This window comes from Gordonia sp. McavH-238-E (assembly GCF_022348225.1).
GTDB lineage: Bacteria > Actinomycetota > Actinomycetes > Mycobacteriales > Mycobacteriaceae > Gordonia > Gordonia terrae.
This window is the reverse complement of the sequence record NZ_JAKRFE010000005.1, coordinates 306,316-321,774: the sequence shown is the minus strand read 5'-3', so window position 1 is coordinate 321,774 and position 15,459 is coordinate 306,316. Positions and strand designations below refer to the sequence as shown.

Below are 15,459 nucleotides of genomic sequence, written 5' to 3'. Positions count from 1 at the left end.
ACGATCCGTCTGTAAGGTCAGTCGGGACGGACGGGGGGAGTTGCACGGATGAAACCCAGTGATTCGGCTCACAGGCAATCGCTCGACCTGTCCGAGCTCGGCGACGACGAGCTCGCGGGCGCCGCGTCGGTCGGCGACACCGAGGCCTTCGACGTGCTCGTCCGACGCGTGACACCCGGTCTGCTGCGGTACATGTCGCGGATGGTCGACGGCAGGCAGACCGCCGAGGACCTCACCCAGGAGACCTTGCTGGATGCATGGAAAGGGTTGCCCGACTTCGCGTTCCGGAGCAGCTTCCGCACCTGGATGTTCACCATCGCGCACCGGAAGGCGGTCGATTACCATCGTCGCCGACGCGATGTACCGTTCGACGACGAGCGGTTCGCCGAACTCGAAGCGGTCGGACCGCTGCCGGCCGACATGGCCGAGCGGAGTCTGCTCATCGATGCGCTGCGCGCCGAACTGGACAATCTCCCCGCCAATTCGCGCGCCGCGTGGTGGCTCAAGGAGGTCGAGGGGCTTACGCTCGAGGAAATCGGACAGGTGTTACGCATCACAACCGGGTCGGTGCGCGGTCATCTCCAGCGCAGCCGGAAGTTCCTGTTGACCCGTTTGGAGCCCTGGAACCCTGGTAAACCGAGAACCACACCGACGGCCACGACGAGCGTCGACGACGCGGAGGGAGGCGAGGTCGGTGCCTGACAACCACGCGCGCGACTCCGACGCCACCGACGTCGCCGACGCCTGGCTGGTCGAGGCCACGCGGCAGATCGCCGACGAACCCGCGAGCGACGTCGACCGGTTGATCTCCTCGATCTCGGGGAGCCTGCAGCGGATCCGGCGTCCCGCGCGAACGCTGGCGACCGACGGCCTGCGCATCAACACCAGCGACCGCGTCGTCAAACAATTGATCGCGATCCGGACCCGACGCGAACTCGGCCGTCTGACCGTCTTCGTGTCGGTCGACGGCGACGGCGAGACCGTCGACGGCGTACGTGTCGGTCTCATCGCCCGCTACGCCGACGACCTGCCCGCACTCTCCGACGACGTGCGCGACATCGTCGACGAGGTTCTGGTCGAGACCCTCGGGGCCGACAGCAGTGCCGTCGCCCGCCGCAACATCTCGGTGCGCTGGCAGGATGTGTACACGCGAGAGTGGCTGACTCGCTAGCGATGTGACAGCCCGAAGCCGCGCGGCAAGGGTTGGGGGCTGTGGGATCGGGGTGGTGCGCGCAAAGGGATTCGAACCCCTGACCGCTGGTGTGTAAGACCAGAGCTCTACCGCTGAGCTATACGCGCGCGCCGCAGCCACATACGTGGCGCTGCGCACACGAATTTAGTCGCTCCGATGCCGGTCGCCCAAACCGGGTCTGACCGGGGGGCTGAGTGGTCGGGTCGCCGGCCCTTCGAGGCTCGTCGCTATCGCTCCTCGCACCTCAGGGATCAGAGGGGTGCTTGCGCTCCTCGCACCTCAGGGATCAGAGGGGTGCTTGCTGCTCCTCGCACCTCAGCGCTGAGAGGGGCGCTCGCGCTCCTCTCAGCGCAGGGGCGGACGGGTGTCGATGCCCCGGAGAGTAGGGAGCGGGACCGGCAGACTTCATCTCGACTGCCAGACTTCGATCGAAGTCTGGCAGTCGAGTCGAGGTCTGGCTGTCAGGCGAAGACGGGCGGTAGCGCCAGGACCATGACGGCGCCCCAGATCACGTGGGTGATCGCGGGTGCGAGGACGCCGGCGGTGCTGCGACGGAGGATCGCGCAGACGGTGCCGAGGACGGCGCCCGCGAAGCCGAGCATCACATTGCCGCTGGCCATGGTGACCAGCACATAGATCACCGTCGACACGAGGATCGGGTTGTGCGGGCGCGCCGCCGAATAGACCGAGCCGCGGAAGAACAACTCCTCGGCGAGGCCGTTGACCATGGTGATCGCGGTGACCACGGCGAGGCTGCCGAAGTCGGCGAAGGCGAGCACCTGGTTGGCGAGGTCGCTGACGCCCGGGATCATCCGTGCGACCAGGCCGCCGACCACGAACGCGCCGCCCACCGCCAGGCCGACGACGACGCCGAGTCCGATGGCGCCGATGCGGTCGGGGGGGCGTGACGGGGTGGGGCTGAAGGCACCGAGCCGCAGCGGTCCGGAGACGAATGCGCCGACGATCCACACCGCAGCCAGACCGATGGTCAGCGGATAGAAGGCCGCATCTCCCGGCTCCACCCGTAGGGAGACACCGAGAACCACTGCGCCGATGACGAGGAAGACGCCGACCAGCCAGCGTCGTCGGATGTAGTGGGCGCCGGGGTCGGGGTCACGGTCCGCGGCGACGGAGTCGTACAGGTCGCGCGCCAGTGAGGTCACCAGCACATCACCACCTCGTTCGATCGGTCAGAGAATCGGTCGATCAACGGTTACGGTCACGACGCTACATCGGCGCGTGTGGGACGGAGAACTCCGACGACCTTCAACGCGACCCCGATGGACGTGCCGATCGTCTCGACGACACTCCGCTTCACACGGAGCCAGTCACCGCCGGCCCAGGCCGGATCGGTGTCGGCGAGATGATGCAGGTCGTCGAGATCGCACACCGAGCGGGGGTACGGCGACCGCACCGAGGCATGGACGGCCTCGCGCATCGGCGTCAGACCGCCTTCCGGTGGCGGGACGAGATCGCGGATGCGGTGCTCGGACGCCGTCATCGGGTGGTCGAGCGAGGTGACGAGTTCTTCGGTGAGAGACGCCGGGACCGGCACGAGCATGCCGCCGACCCGTCCCGCGAGCCGGGTCGAGATCCCGAAGACCGGCAGCCGCAGTCTCGGCATCCGGATCGCCGACACGTACTCGTGCAGGATCGAGATGTAGCGTGCGCTGTCGGGGCCGGAGATGTCGTAGTGCCCTGCGGGCAGGACCGACGAGTCGCACGCCGCAGCCAGGTAGTGAACCGCGTCGCGGATGGAGATGGGATCCATCTCGTTGGTGATCCAGTCGGGCTCGGGGATCACCGGCAGCCGATCGGCCATGTACCGGATGATCTCGAACGATGTCGAACCGGCGCCGATGACCACGGCTGCGCGTAACCAGACGAGTTCGGGCCCGCCGTCGACCACCAGTCCCTCGGCCACGTCGGCGCGGCTCTGCAGGTGGGTGGACAGCTTGTCGTCCGACGGCACGAAACCGCCGAGGTAGATGATGCGATCGACTCCGCTGTCGCGGGCGGCCTCGGCGACGTTGCGCGCAGCATCCCGGTCGCCGTTGGCGAAGTCGGCCTGGCCGATCGCATGGACGAGGTAGTAGATCGCGTCGATCTGACCCGCGTCCGACATCGCCTTCGTCACCGAAGCCGGGTCATCGGCGTCCATGGTCACCATGCTGACCTGCGACGACCAGCCGAATTTGGCGAGCTTTCGGGTGTCCCGCGACGTGACGACCACGTCGTGTCCCTGTTTGAGCAGTGCGCACACCAGTCGGGACCCGACGTACCCCGTGGCGCCAGTGATGAGAAGTCGCATGACACCGACGGTAGAGAAATTCGACGGCTTCGGTCGGGCTAGCGGCCGGGGTGTGACGGACACGGTGCCGATGTCACGGCGAGATAACAGCCGTGACGGCGATCACGGTTGGGCGTCGACCGCTCTGCGGTATCGCTCCGCGACCTGGTCGTGGTACTCCGCCGCCGCCGCCATCTCGGCGCGGAGTTCGGCTGGTTCGATGATGGTGAAGTCCGCTCCGAACGCGTACATCCAGCGCGCTATCGATGCCAGCGACGTGCTGTACAGGGTGACCTCGCAACTGTGCTCGTCGCCGGACTCGAGCGCCCCCCAGGATTCGTGAACCATCGCCGAGACCTCATCGAGCGAGGCGTGGATGCGTACTCGTGCGGTCGCACGCCGATAGACCGAACCGAGGCCGCGCAGCACGAACGCCGCCGCGCCGCCCTCGGGTGGCTCGCGCGGGGTGAACCGCGGCCCGGTCGGCACTTTCGGTTCCATCCGGTCGACGCGAAACGAGCGCCAGTCCATCCGCTGGATGTCGAAACCGACCAGATACCAGCGGTTCCCGTTGCGGACGAGACGATAGGGCTCGATCTCGCGCCGACTCTCCTCGCCGTCGTTGCGCCGGTAGTCGAACCGCAGGCGCTCGTTCCGGTGGCATGCGGTCGCGATCTCGGTGAGCCGGTCGGCCGACACGGCGCTCGCCGGCGCCGTGCGGGGCACGGCCTCGATCCGCAGTGCATCGAGCCGGTGGCGCAGTCTCGACGGCATGACCTGGCGCAGCTTCGCCAGTGCGCCCGCCGACGCCTCCGCCATGTCGGCGACCGCGCCGGTGGTCACCGCGTCGAGTCCCAGGGCGACTGCGAGGACCTCCTGGTCGTCGAGCAGCAGCGGCGGCATCTCGGCGCCCGCGCCCAGCCGGTACCCACCGCGCGAGCCGACGTTGGCATCCACCGGATAACCCAACTCGCGCAGCTTGTCGACATCGCGACGAACGGTGCGGGTTGTGATTTCGAGGCGTTCGGCGAGCTCTCGACCCGACCACTCGCGTCGTGTCTGCAGCAGCGACAACAGCGCCAGTAACCGAGCCGAGGTTTCCAACATGCGTCTCATCGTGCCCGATGACGCGGACAGGTTCGGTCCTTGTTCGGCGCGACGTCACATTCTGTCAGCGGGGGTCAGCAGGTGATCTGCGATTCCGGGTCGGTGGTGTAGTCGAGCCATCGGCCGTACGACGGTCCGCCGATCTGGTTGCGCATCGAGCAGATGTCACCCAGAGTTCGGCCGGCAACGTAGTAGACCGCGTAGATCGGAGTGCCCACCCGGCTCACCTGTTTCAGCGACGGACACGACTGATCGGTGCGCAGGTAGCTCGCTCCCGGGAACTGGTTCAGATATGACTGCACTTCTCCGGGGTAATTGCCGGGCGCGATCGCGTTGGCGACCACGACGATTCCCGTGCCGTCGCACGCCGGTCGGGTCATCGGCACGGTGAGACCGAGGTCGCCGGGAACGATTGCGCGTGGTGAACTCGTCTGTGGCGATGGACCGGGTCGGGACGTCGGGCCCGGTTGTGATGTCGGTCCGGGCACCGTCGGCGCCGAAGTCGGTGAAGGCGTGGTCACGGTGGTCGGTGGCGCGAGAGGTCCCCCGCCGTCGCGGGGCTGTCCCGCTGGGTGGTGACGATGGCCCAGGCGACGATCCCGGCGCAGAGGAGCAGCACGACGACCGTGGCGACGATGATCGGGACCAGAGGCGAACGGCGGCGCGTCGGCGAAGTCCAGGCCGCGGCCCGGGTGGCGTCCCATGGTCCGACCGGACCAGGGGTGCCGTTCGGACCGGACGCGTATCGAGTCGCGGGCACGACGGTCGGCGGGCCGGCCGGAATGATCGTCGGGGTGCCACCGAGAGGCTCCGAGCGCAGGGCCGCCCCGGCGTCGGCGACCAATTCGGCGGACGAATGCTGACGCTGCGCCGGATCTTTCGCCATCCCGCGGGCGATGACGTGATCGACGGCGGCACCCAGGCGCGGCGGCGGGGCGGTCAGGTGAGCGGCGATCAGCCGTTCGATTGTCGTCGCCGAAGCGAATGGATGTGTGCCGGCCAGACATTCGAAGAACACACACGCCAGCGCGTAGATGTCTGCGGGCGGTCCGACGGCGTCGTCCCCGAACCGTTCGGGCGCCATGTAACCGAAGGAACCGACCGCGGTGCCGGTGCTCGTGAACCGCGTATCCGTGTCCGCCTGCGCGAGACCGAAATCCACGAGGTATGCGAAGTCGCGATCGTCGACGAGGATGTTGTCGGGCTTGACGTCGCGGTGTACGAGCCCGGAACGATGCGCCGCATCGAGCGCGTCGCCGATCTGGCCGATGATCCGCAGCGCGCGGTCGGGCGGCAGGGGCCCGTCTTCGAGGAGCAGGGTACGCAGGTCACGGCCATCGACGAGACGCATGTCGATGAACAGGCGACCGTCGATCTCGCCCCAGTCGTGGATCGGGATGACGTGCGGGTCGTTGAGGCGGGCGGCGACGCGCGACTCGCGGTGGAACCGGTCACGGAACGCAGGATCGTCGGCGACCTGCGGTCCGAGCACCTTCAGGGCGACGACCCGATCCTTGCGGGTGTCGGTGGCGCGGTAGACCTCGCCCATCCCGCCCCGGCCGATCAACCCCTCGATGATGTAGGGGCCGAGTCGATCGCCGGGGCGTACGGATTCTGACACGCGGACAAGAGTAGGGGGCCACAGTCGTCTGCGGATGTCGACACCACGCATTGTCGCCCGTTCGGCGGGTCCCGGGATTCACGGAACGGTCCTCGATACGGTTGATCCGAGTGATCCGCCGGCGACCCCGACACCGGCACCGACCCGAGGGAGTGACGATGGCGACGACGATCCTGCCGATCGACGAGGTGACCGAGGCGCTGATCGCCCAGTGGGGCGTGATCGGTGAGCTGGCCCGGACGCTCGACGACGACGCGTGGTCGGCTCCGTCGGTTCTCCCCGGCTGGACCAACGCCGACATCGTCGCCCATGTCGTCGGCACCGAGAGCATGCTCGACGGTCGCGACGTCGAGGCCACCCGCACGGTCAGCGCCCTCGATCACGTCCGCAATCCGATCGGTGAACTCAACGAGAAGTGGGTCGACCACTACCGGCCGAAGCCGCGTGCCGAGGTGGTCGCCGCCCTCGACGAGATCATCGGCGTCCGCGCCGCGGCGCTGAAAGCCATGTCGCAGGCCGACTTCGACGCCGAGGCGATGACGCCCGCCGGACCCGACACCTACGGCCGATTCATGCGAATCCGCATCTTCGACTGCTGGGTGCACGAGATCGACCTGCGTGACGGCACCGACCGTTCCGCGGTCGCGCAGCCCGGCCCGGCGTCCCTGGCCCTCGACGAGATCGGTGCGTCGCTCCCGTTCGTCGTCGGCAAGCGGGCCGACGCCCCCAAGGGCAGTACCGTGCTGTTCGACATCACCGGGGTGTCCCCGCGAACCGTGCGGATCGCGGTCGGGGACCGGGCGGGCATCGTCGACGAGTTCGACGGCGGTGACGATGCCGCCGACGTACGTATCCGGCTGGACGCCACCAACTTGGCGCGGTTCGCCGGAGGGCGGCGTGACGCGGACCCGTCCGCGGTGGAGTTGCATGGCGATCATGCTCTGGGACAAGCGATCCTGAAGCGGATGAACTACGTGATCTGATCGGCCGGGCGGTCGGGTTCCGGTTGCGTTTAGTCCCGGAAGCCGGGACAAAACGCAACCGGATCAGGCGACCGAGCGGCTCAAGGCATCGTGCACCGTGGTCACCACCTGATCGCCCCGTTCGACGATGTCGGCCCAGGTGAAATTCAGCACTGTCCAGCCCGCGGCGATCAACGCATTGCGTTTGGTCCGATCCCGCTGAAATGTCGTGACGTCGCGGTGATGGGCGAAACCGTCGATTTCCACGGCCAGCTTCTCGCGGGTGAAGGCCACGTCGATGACATACCCCTCGGCAGGCATGTTCGGTGTCCAGCCCTCCGTGCCCGACTCGTGAAACAGCGTGGCCACGATCCGCTCGGCCTCCGACCGCGCGCCATCGCCGAGGAGCCGCAGGTAGCGGGTGATGGTCGGGGAACCGTGCCGCCTGGGGTACCGGGAGTGTGCGGCCTCGAGGTCGGCGAGCTTCACGGTGCCGGACAGGAGTGCCGAATCGAGAACAGCGATTCCCAGTTCGGCGGCGGCGTCGAGGACGGTGAGCGCTGTCGCAGTGACACGTAGGTCGGCGTGCGTGGTGACGTCGACCTCGTCGAGGTGTCGGTGCCGGATCACCGCGGTCGCCGACGACCGTCCATGGGCTCCGCGAGAAGCTGTGAAGACGAGGTGTTTTCGTGGCTCGGTGGGATGCAGACCGAGCCACCACGCGGCGGCGAGCCCTCCGAGTGCAGCATCGGCGCCCACCGAGAGCACCGCGATGCGCGCTTGAGCCCGCGCCGATCGGTGATGGCCGGCCACGAGGTACACCGCTCGCGCGACTGCCACCCATTCACCGGAGGCGCGTCGTCGGCCGATCGCGGATCGGCTCAACCCGGTTGCGATCGCCTGCGATGCCGAGACCACGCCGTCCTGCCTGCTGATCAGTTGATGAAGATCGTCCACGGGCTTTGGACGCATCAGCGGCCGTTCCGGTTGCATGCCGGGGTAGCAACCAACAAGCCTGAGGTTCCGGTTGCGGTTTGTCCCGGAAGCCGGGACAAACCGCAACCGGATCCGGGGGACTCGTCGCCCTACTCGCTGACGGTGGCCTTCTGGATCAGCAGGTTCTGATTCGGCGGACCCGACGCCGCCCCGGGCCGGGTCGGGGTGAACCCGCCGGCCAGGACCTTGTCGAGGACGGCCAGTCCGGACGGGTCGATGGTGCCGGCGATCGAGTAGGTCAGCGGCAGGCGGGTGTCGTCGGCGAGCAGGAAGAACGTGGTCGATCCGGTCGCGCCCTCGTCGTCGGGCAGGTCGAGGATGCCGACGGTGCCGCGGGGATAGGTGACCTGCGGTACCCCGTCGTCGTCGGTGCCCGCCGACGGCAGGTTCTCGGGGAGCTCGTCCGGGCTGGTCCAACCCGGATTGGTGCCCTCCCGGCCACCCGACGAACCGCAGATGAGGTACTGCCGCGACGCGCGGTGACACTTGCTGTTGTCGTAGAAGCCGGACTTGATCAGCGACACCATCGCCCCGACGTTGCAGGGCGCCTCCGCGCGGTCGAGCGTCAGATCGATCGTGCCCTGGCCCGCGATCGGGATCTGCGCCTCCACCGTTCCGGTGTTCGGCTGGCTCGCGGCCGGTGCGGGCTCGGTGATGCCGCCGACAGCTGTGCGCTGAGGGTAGTCGCACGTCACGGTGCCCGCCGGGATCGCACTCGTCGACGTGCTCGGCGTGGGGGAATCGTCGCCGCCGGAGCCCGACAGGACCACCACGATGCCGGTCACCGCCAGCGCGATGACCACCAGCCCGACTCCCACCGCGATGGCGACGTTCCGCCCGGTGTTCGACTTCCGCGGCGCAGGCGTCGGTGCGCCGCCCCACTGGGTCGGGCCGGAGAACTGCTGGGGACCGGAGAACTGCTGGGGACCGGAGAACTGCTGGGGACCCGAGAACCGCTGGGAACCGGAGTGCTGCTGAGGGCCCGAATGCTGCGGGGGACCCGAGTACGACGAGTGTCTCTGCGGGCCGGAATGCTCAGGGGGAGAAGCAAACCCGCGCGCGCCGGGCTGGCCGGCCGGGGGCGTGCCGGGCGAGATGATGGTGCGATCCGACGGAACCGGTCCGCCGGGCTTTCCGAACGCGTCCGAGCCGCTCCCGCCCGGTGCGTACGTGGGTGGGGCCGTCGGGGGTGGGGCCATCGGGGGTGGTGTCACGATGCGGGGTGTCACCGTCGGCGGCGCCGACGACGGGGGAGGGTCGGTGAGCGCGGTCGACGCCGCGCGGAGCAGTTCTCGGGCCGTCGGATAGCGGTGTGCCGGATCCTTGGCGAGTCCGCGTGCGATCACCGGGTCGAGCGGACCGCCCATCGTCGGTGGTTCCTTGGTGATGTGCGCGGTCATCAGACCCTGGTCGGTCTTCGCCGGGTACGGCGTCTGACCCGTGACGCATTCGTAGAGCACGCAGGCGAGTGCGTAGTTGTCCGAGCTGGGTCCGGCGGGGTCGTCGCCGAAGCGCTCCGGCGCCATGTACGCGAGTGTCCCGAGGGCGGTTCCGATCTGGGTGAGTCGGCTGTCCGTGGTGCCCTGGGCGATCCCGAAGTCGACGAGGTACGCGAAGTCGTCGGCGTCGACGAGGATGTTGTCCGGCTTGATGTCGCGATGCACCAGGCCGCCACGGTGCGCGGCGTCGAGTGCGGACGCGACCTGGCCGAGGATCGCCACGGCCCGGGCGGCCGGCAGCGGGCCATCGGCGAGAAGCTTGCGCAGGTCCTGCCCGTCGACGAGCCGCATGTCGATGAACAGCACGCCGTCCTTCTCGCCCCAGTCGTGGATCGGGATGACGTGCGGGTCGGAGAGCTTCGCCGCGGTTTTCGACTCACGCTCGAATCGCTCGCGGAAGTCCTTGTCGTGGACGAGATGTGGGGGCAGGAGTTTCAACGCGACCCGGCGTTCGCGCACGGTGTCGTAGGCCTCGTACACCTCACCCATGCCGCCACGACCCAGAAGTCTGTCGATGCGGTACGGGCCCAGCGTCGTACCCGCACGCGACGATGGATCGCTCACGTCATCCTCGGTTCCTCGGCGTCGGAATCGAGACAACCCTATCCAATCGACCGTGATCGACGTGCAGCGTGCTTCGTGACGCCATCGTCACGCCTCGTCGGTGAGGGCCTCACCGCGGGCGAACTCCCGAGCGCGGTCCCCGGAGAGGATCTGAGCCGGTAGTGGGTCACTGAGCAGAGTGCGGATGAGTGTCGCCGAGGGTTCGAGCGGTGCGTCGCTGCCTGCGATCACGATGTTGCCGGTGCGCCTGCCCTTGAACATCGCGGCATCGGCGATGAGCGCCAGATGGTCGAACGCGGCTCCGACGGTCGCGGCTTCGGCCCGGGCGCCGGCGAGGTCGCGGCTGTCGCCGCAGTTGGCCAGGTACAGGCCACCGGGGGTGAGGACATCGCGCACACGCTCGGTGAACTGCGTGGTCGTCAGATGCCGCGGGGTGCGGTCGCCGGCAAAGGCGTCGCGCACGACCACATCGCGCGTGCCGGGCTGGAGCGACTCGACGACCTGCCGTGCATCGCCGACGCGGATACGCAGCTTCGGCGCGCGGGGCAGGTCGAACCATTCCCGGACGAGGCGTGCGAGTTCGGCGTCGATCTCGACGGCCACCTGACGGGCGTCCGGGTAGCGGTGGTCGAGGTGACGTGCCAGTGCGCAGGCCGCGCCGCCGAGGTGCAGAACCCGGAGGCGATCGGTGGTGTCGGGGTGACGCTCGTCGATGACGGCGGCCATCTGGCGCAGGTATTCGAAGTCGAGCGCAGTGGGGTCGTCGGGGTGGATGTGCGAGCTGTGGGCTCCGTTGATCGTGAGCAGCCACCCGCCCGCGATCGTGTCCGGGCTCAGCTCGGCAACGCCGGTGTCGATGTCGTACCGACCGGGCGTCGGGTGTGCGGTTGTCCGGGCCACGGGGGCCAAGTCTGGCACGGCACGGGTCGATACGATCGCGCGGTGCCCAGACCGCCCCGTGTTCGCCGTCCCCGCCCCGATCGTCGACGCGGTGCCGTCACCGCGGCCGGGATGCTGGTCGGTTTCGTGCTCGACGATCTGTTCGGCGATCCGGCACGCGGCCACCCGGTGGCCGGGTTCGGCCGGCTGACCGGCGCCGTGGAGCGGCGCCTCTACCGGGATTCGCGGCGTGCGGGTGTGGGTCTGGTCGGGGTGATGGTGGGATCGACGGTGGTCCTGGCGGCTGCAGCGGATCGACGCGCGACGGGCATCGCCGGTGTCGCGGTGACCGCCGCGTCGACGTGGATCGCCCTGGGCGGCACCTCGCTGTGCCGGGTCGGCGACGCGGTGGCGGAGGCATTGGAGACGCACGACATCGATGCCGCGCGGGCGCTCATCCCGAGCCTGTGCGGCCGGGACCCGGAGTCGCTCGACGAGGCCGGCCTGTGCCGCGCCGCCCTCGAGTCGATCGCGGAGAACACGTCGGATGCGACGGTCGGGCCGCTGGTGTGGGGCGCCGTCGCCGGTGTCCCCGGCGTGCTGGGGTATCGGGCCGTGAACACGCTCGATGCGATGGTCGGATACCGAAATCCGCGCTACCAGGACTTCGGCTGGGCGGCCGCGCGCCTGGACGACCTCGCCAACCTGCTGCCGGCGCGGCTCGCCGGTTCGTTGCTGGTGGTGCTCGGCGGCGCGCCGCGTCGGACCGTCGAGGCCTGGCGGCGGGACAGCGGCGCCCATCCGAGCCCGAATGCCGGGGTCGTCGAAGCCGGGTTCGCGGGTGCGCTGGGCGTGCAACTCGGCGGACGGACGGTCTACCCGCACGGAGTCGAGGTGCGTCCGACCCTCGGCTCCGGACCGGCGCCGGGACCGGCGGATCTCCGTGCCGCCGTGGCGCTGTCCCGACGCGTGCAGCGCGCGACGGTCCTGACCTGCGTGGTCGTCGCCGTCGCGCGTCCGGGCGCCACGGCCGCGGCGCGCTGGCTCAGCCGCCGTATCGCCGGGTGAGCTTGTCGCGGACGTCGCGCGACTCGTCGACGTTCCGCCGGCCGTGGCCGATGTCGCCGACCTGATGGGTCATCGTGGTTCCGGCGGCCGCCCGGAGCTCGTCACGACGGTGCTGCCGCCGCTGGGCGCGTGACTCGGCCGCCGGACCGGGAGTCGCGTCCGGTTCGGACGAGGCCTCGGAGTCGGGTCCGGCCGGGGTGGCCGCGGCCGGTTGCGCCGCCGCCGACGCCTCGGCGGCAGCCCGGCGTCGGGCGCGGATCTCGGAGTACAGGAAGTAGCCGACGCCCAGGGGGGCCATCACACCGAACGCCAGCCATTGCAGGCCGTAGGACAGGTACGGTCCGGTGTCGAGCTGCGGCAGCGAGATCTCACCGAGTGAACCCGGCTGGTCAGGAGAGAGCTGCAGGTAGAAGTCGTCCATCGGGGTCGAGGTCGCGGCGGACACCAGGCCCGGGTTGATCGTCGCGACGGTCAGCGCGCCGTTCTCGACGCGCGTTCCGCGCTCGGTACTCACGCTCTCGGCTGCCCGGATCCGGCCGTCGACGGTCTGTTCGCCGGCCGGTGGTGCGGGGATGTCGGGTACTGCACCCTCGACCGGCCGTACGTACCCGCGGTTGACGAGGATCACCCGGTCCGACCCGGTGACCGCGAACGGGGTGAGGACCTCCACGGCGGGTCGCTGGTCGATGTTGCGGAGCCGGACCAGAGCCTGCCGGTCCGGCAGATAACGGCCGGTCACCGCGACGGACCGCCACTCCGAGGACGGCACGAAGGCCGACGACGGCGCGACCTCGGCCAGTGGGGCCGTCTCGATCGACGTGGCGGTACGGATCAGGTCGTTGCGGCGTTCGGTGTCGGAGTTCTTGCCCAGCTGCCAGGGTGCGAGCAGGGTGAAGCAGGCCACCGCGAACGCCGCGACCACGAGACCGAGCGCAATCCACCCGGGCCGGAGGATCGTTCGCAGTACGTGCACACCGCCCAGGTTACCGAGCGGGGGTAGCCTGATCGAAATGCGAGACTTCCTCTGCTTGAAGTGCGGTCAGCGTCTCTCCTTCGAAAACAGTCTGTGCCTGAACTGCCGGAGCCCGCTCGGCTTCTGGCTGAAGACCCGGTCGATCCACGTCCTCGACGACAAGGCACGCGCGGAGGTCGACGGCGTGCTGCTCGAACGTTGCGCCAACACCAAAGTCGCGCAATGCAACTGGCTGGTGAAGTGGAGTGGCAAGCCGACGATGTGCGAGTCGTGCCGGCTCACTCGCACCCGGCCCGGCGACGATGACACCGAGGCGTTGGTCATCTTCGGACAGACCGAGACCGCCAAGCGGCGCCTCATCCTGGAACTCGACGAACTCAAGCTGCCGATCGAGACGCGGGAGGAGAATCCGCAGTCCGGTCTCGCCTTCGACCTGCTCTCCAGCGCGCAGCAGTCGGTCATCACCGGTCATGCGAACGGGGTCATCACGCTCGACCTGGCCGAGGGGGACGACGTTCACCGCGAACAGATGCGCGTCGAGCTCGCCGAGCCGTATCGGACCGTCCTCGGCCACTTCCGGCACGAGATCGGGCACTACTACCAGCTCGTCCTCATCACCGACGATCGACGCCCGGGCTTCGAGGAATTGTTCGGCGATCCCGACGAGGACTACCAGGCAGCACTGGACCGCCACTACAGCGAGGGCGCGCCGGAGGGCTGGCAGCAGGACTTCGTGTCGTCGTACGCGACGATGCATCCGGCCGAGGATTTCGCCGAGACATTTGCGCACTACCTGCACATTCGCGACACCCTCGACACCGCGGCGGCGTTCGCGATGGCGCCCGCCGGCTCGACCTTCGAAGGGGTCCCGCCCGGTGATGTCGGCTTCGATCGGATCCTCGGCGAGTGGTTACCGCTGACCTGGGCGCTCAACCAGATCAACCGGTCGATGGGGCACCCCGACCTCTATCCGTTCGTGCTGCCCGAGAAGGTCCTGACCAAGATCCGTTTCGTGCACAACCTCGTGGCCCCGGCGGCCTGAGGCTGACCACTGCTCCCTGAGGTGCGAGCGAAGCGAGCCGCGAAGGGCCTCGCAAGGTGTCTGGCGGATTCTAGGGGTCCTCGCAACACCGGTTGGTTAGACTGGCACAAGTAAATCACGCAGACGCTCGGCTGGGGTTCTCCAGTCGAGCGTTTTGCGTGGTCGGCCGTTGAGTCTGTGGGCGACGAGTTCGAGGTCCTCGGCGCTGTGTACCGACAAGTCGGTTCCTTTCGGGAAGTATTGGCGCAGTAAACCATTGGTGTTCTCGTTAGAGCCGCGCTGCCATGGTGAATGCGGGTCGCAGAAGTAGACCGACACACCGGTGGTGACGCTGAACTGCTTGTGCGCCGCCATTTCACAGCCCTGATCCCAGGTCAACGACCCCCGCAGATGCTCGGGTAGAGAACCGATCAGCGGGATCAGCACGTCGCGAACCTCCTCGGCTGTATGCCCGCCAGGCAGATGCCCGAGCAGGACGTAGCGAGTCGTGCGTTCGACCAGCGTCACGATGGCCGATTCCGAACGAGTACCGACAATCAGGTCACCCTCCCAGTGGCCCGGTACCGCCCGGTCCTCGACCTCAGCCGGCCGATCGGAGATCATCACCATCTCGTCGACAAACCGGGCTGCGCGGCGCTCTGGAGACCGGCGAGGCTTACGACGTGTGCGTCCGGTGCGCAACGCGTCGGCGACTTCACGGCGCAACCCGCCGCGGGCCTGAACGTAGATCGCCTGGTAGATCGTCTCGGTACTCACTCGCATTGCCTTGTCATCGGGGAACTCGACGATCAAAGCGTGACAGATCTGTTCGGGAGACCACTGCTGGGCAAGTTTGTCACGGACGTAATCCCGAAGCGGCCCAACGGTGACGAGTTTGGACTCCTTCGGCCGTAAACGCGTACTCGCCCAGGCCGTTTGAGCCCGACAGGGACGGTATACCCCTGACACCGAGTACGCATCGATCTCGCGTTTGATCGTCGACGCCGCCCGCCCCAACCGGCGTCCGATCTCGCGCAACGAGTCGCCGCCACGGTGCATATCAGCGATCTGTTCACGCTCAGACAAGCTCAGGAACCGAGGATGCAGCTGGGCGTCGATCTTGGCCACCGACGGCCGTTGCCCCGCTGAGTCGTACGTCGTCATACCGGTCTTGTAGTCGATGCGGCGACCATCGGGATGAAGGCGCGCGTGAGCACGTTTGCGTATCCCTTGATCCCAATCCTGCGCAGTCCGGATATTGACGCCCACCTGCTGGGCGGCGTCGCG

15 protein-coding genes and 1 tRNA gene are annotated in these 15,459 nt (G+C 68.4%); 5 read left to right on the top strand and 11 right to left on the bottom strand.

Annotated elements, in window-relative coordinates:
* Positions 1–48: 48 nt before the first annotated feature.
* Together MHN80_RS09525 and MHN80_RS09520 are read left to right on the top strand one after the other, a co-directional pair.
* Complete coding sequence (locus MHN80_RS09525; protein ID WP_239401142.1) at positions 49–702, top strand: RNA polymerase sigma factor; 654 nt, start codon at positions 49–51, stop codon at positions 700–702.
* Positions 695–1,171, top strand: a complete 477-nt coding sequence (locus tag MHN80_RS09520; protein WP_239401140.1) for a hypothetical protein — start codon at positions 695–697, stop codon at positions 1,169–1,171. Before MHN80_RS09525 ends, MHN80_RS09520 begins: the two co-directional genes overlap by 8 nt.
* Before the next feature lie 53 nt (positions 1,172–1,224).
* Here the strand turns inward: MHN80_RS09520 and MHN80_RS09515 are convergent.
* The 6 genes from MHN80_RS09515 to MHN80_RS09495 all read right to left on the bottom strand — a co-directional run bounded on the left by MHN80_RS09515 (position 1,225) and on the right by MHN80_RS09495 (position 6,210).
* Positions 1,225–1,299: transfer RNA gene (locus MHN80_RS09515), tRNA-Val, on the bottom strand.
* Between the two features lie 354 nt (positions 1,300–1,653).
* Positions 1,654–2,361 carry a CPBP family intramembrane glutamic endopeptidase gene (locus tag MHN80_RS09510; RefSeq protein WP_004022963.1) on the bottom strand — a complete coding sequence of 236 codons (708 nt, stop codon included), beginning with the start codon at positions 2,359–2,361 and terminating at the stop codon, positions 1,654–1,656.
* A 50-nt stretch (positions 2,362–2,411) separates the two neighbouring features.
* Positions 2,412–3,503 carry an NAD(P)H-binding protein gene (locus tag MHN80_RS09505; protein ID WP_239401138.1) on the bottom strand — a complete coding sequence of 364 codons (1,092 nt, stop codon included), beginning with the start codon at positions 3,501–3,503 and terminating at the stop codon, positions 2,412–2,414.
* A 102-nt stretch (positions 3,504–3,605) separates the two neighbouring features.
* On the bottom strand, positions 3,606–4,589 hold the full coding sequence (locus MHN80_RS09500) for a YafY family protein (protein WP_239401136.1): 984 nt from the start codon (positions 4,587–4,589) through the stop codon (positions 3,606–3,608).
* 74 nt (positions 4,590–4,663) lie between these two features.
* Positions 4,664–4,969, bottom strand: a complete 306-nt coding sequence (locus MHN80_RS25890; protein ID WP_374206325.1) for a hypothetical protein — start codon at positions 4,967–4,969, stop codon at positions 4,664–4,666.
* Between the two features lie 137 nt (positions 4,970–5,106).
* Positions 5,107–6,210 (bottom strand): protein kinase, encoded by a 1,104-nt coding sequence (locus MHN80_RS09495; RefSeq protein WP_374206324.1) that lies wholly within the window; start codon positions 6,208–6,210, stop codon positions 5,107–5,109.
* Positions 6,211–6,368: 158 nt separating this feature from the next.
* Between MHN80_RS09495 and MHN80_RS09490 the strand changes: the two genes are divergently transcribed.
* A complete protein-coding gene (locus MHN80_RS09490; protein ID WP_239401134.1) occupies positions 6,369–7,193 on the top strand; it encodes a maleylpyruvate isomerase family mycothiol-dependent enzyme in 825 nt (274 codons plus the stop codon).
* 63 nt (positions 7,194–7,256) lie between these two features.
* Here the strand turns inward: MHN80_RS09490 and MHN80_RS09485 are convergent, their stop codons facing one another.
* The 3 genes from MHN80_RS09485 to MHN80_RS09475 form a co-directional block, all read right to left on the bottom strand.
* A complete protein-coding gene (locus tag MHN80_RS09485) occupies positions 7,257–8,144 on the bottom strand; it encodes a type IV toxin-antitoxin system AbiEi family antitoxin domain-containing protein (RefSeq protein ID WP_239401132.1) in 888 nt (295 codons plus the stop codon).
* A gap of 113 nt (positions 8,145–8,257) precedes the next feature.
* The gene (locus MHN80_RS09480) at positions 8,258–10,231 is read right to left on the bottom strand and encodes a protein kinase (protein ID WP_239401130.1); all 1,974 of its coding nucleotides are present in this window, start codon (positions 10,229–10,231) and stop codon (positions 8,258–8,260) included.
* Positions 10,232–10,318: 87 nt separating this feature from the next.
* Entirely contained in the window at positions 10,319–11,131 is an 813-nt protein-coding gene (locus tag MHN80_RS09475; RefSeq protein WP_064570582.1) for a spermidine synthase, read from the bottom strand.
* A gap of 111 nt (positions 11,132–11,242) precedes the next feature.
* Between MHN80_RS09475 and MHN80_RS09470 the strand changes: the two genes are divergently transcribed.
* Complete coding sequence (locus MHN80_RS09470; RefSeq protein WP_239401228.1) at positions 11,243–12,178, top strand: cobalamin biosynthesis protein; 936 nt, start codon at positions 11,243–11,245, stop codon at positions 12,176–12,178.
* On the opposite strand, the gene MHN80_RS09465 is transcribed toward MHN80_RS09470, so the two are convergent.
* On the bottom strand, positions 12,156–13,151 hold the full coding sequence (locus tag MHN80_RS09465; RefSeq protein ID WP_239401128.1) for an SURF1 family protein: 996 nt from the start codon (positions 13,149–13,151) through the stop codon (positions 12,156–12,158). The two genes, MHN80_RS09470 and MHN80_RS09465, sit on opposite strands and share 23 nt — an antisense overlap.
* 37 nt (positions 13,152–13,188) lie before the next feature.
* Here MHN80_RS09465 and MHN80_RS09460 point away from each other — a divergent pair, with 37 nt between their 5' ends.
* On the top strand, positions 13,189–14,193 hold the full coding sequence (locus tag MHN80_RS09460; RefSeq protein WP_004022953.1) for a putative zinc-binding metallopeptidase: 1,005 nt from the start codon (positions 13,189–13,191) through the stop codon (positions 14,191–14,193).
* Between the two features lie 96 nt (positions 14,194–14,289).
* Here the strand turns inward: MHN80_RS09460 and MHN80_RS09455 are convergent, their stop codons facing one another.
* On the bottom strand, positions 14,290–15,336 hold the full coding sequence (locus MHN80_RS09455; protein ID WP_239401226.1) for an IS30 family transposase: 1,047 nt from the start codon (positions 15,334–15,336) through the stop codon (positions 14,290–14,292).
* Positions 15,337–15,459: the final 123 nt, after the last annotated feature.

Bases quoted from the DNA above. Each gene is read 5' to 3' on its own strand.
- MHN80_RS09460 (WP_004022953.1), top strand. From the start codon at position 13,189: ATGCGAGACTTCCTCTGCTTGAAGTGCGGTCAGCGTCTCTCCTTCGAA.
- MHN80_RS09470 (WP_239401228.1), top strand. From the start codon at position 11,243: ATGCTGGTCGGTTTCGTGCTCGACGATCTGTTCGGCGATCCGGCACGC.
- MHN80_RS25890 (WP_374206325.1), bottom strand. From the start codon at position 4,969: ATGACCCGACCGGCGTGCGACGGCACGGGAATCGTCGTGGTCGCCAAC.
- MHN80_RS09500 (WP_239401136.1), bottom strand. From the start codon at position 4,589: ATGTTGGAAACCTCGGCTCGGTTACTGGCGCTGTTGTCGCTGCTGCAG.
- MHN80_RS09505 (WP_239401138.1), bottom strand. From the start codon at position 3,503: ATGCGACTTCTCATCACTGGCGCCACGGGGTACGTCGGGTCCCGACTG.
- MHN80_RS09455 (WP_239401226.1), bottom strand. From the start codon at position 15,336: ATGACGACGTACGACTCAGCGGGGCAACGGCCGTCGGTGGCCAAGATC.
- MHN80_RS09525 (WP_239401142.1), top strand. From the start codon at position 49: ATGAAACCCAGTGATTCGGCTCACAGGCAATCGCTCGACCTGTCCGAG.
- MHN80_RS09490 (WP_239401134.1), top strand. From the start codon at position 6,369: ATGGCGACGACGATCCTGCCGATCGACGAGGTGACCGAGGCGCTGATC.
- MHN80_RS09485 (WP_239401132.1), bottom strand. From the start codon at position 8,144: ATGCGTCCAAAGCCCGTGGACGATCTTCATCAACTGATCAGCAGGCAG.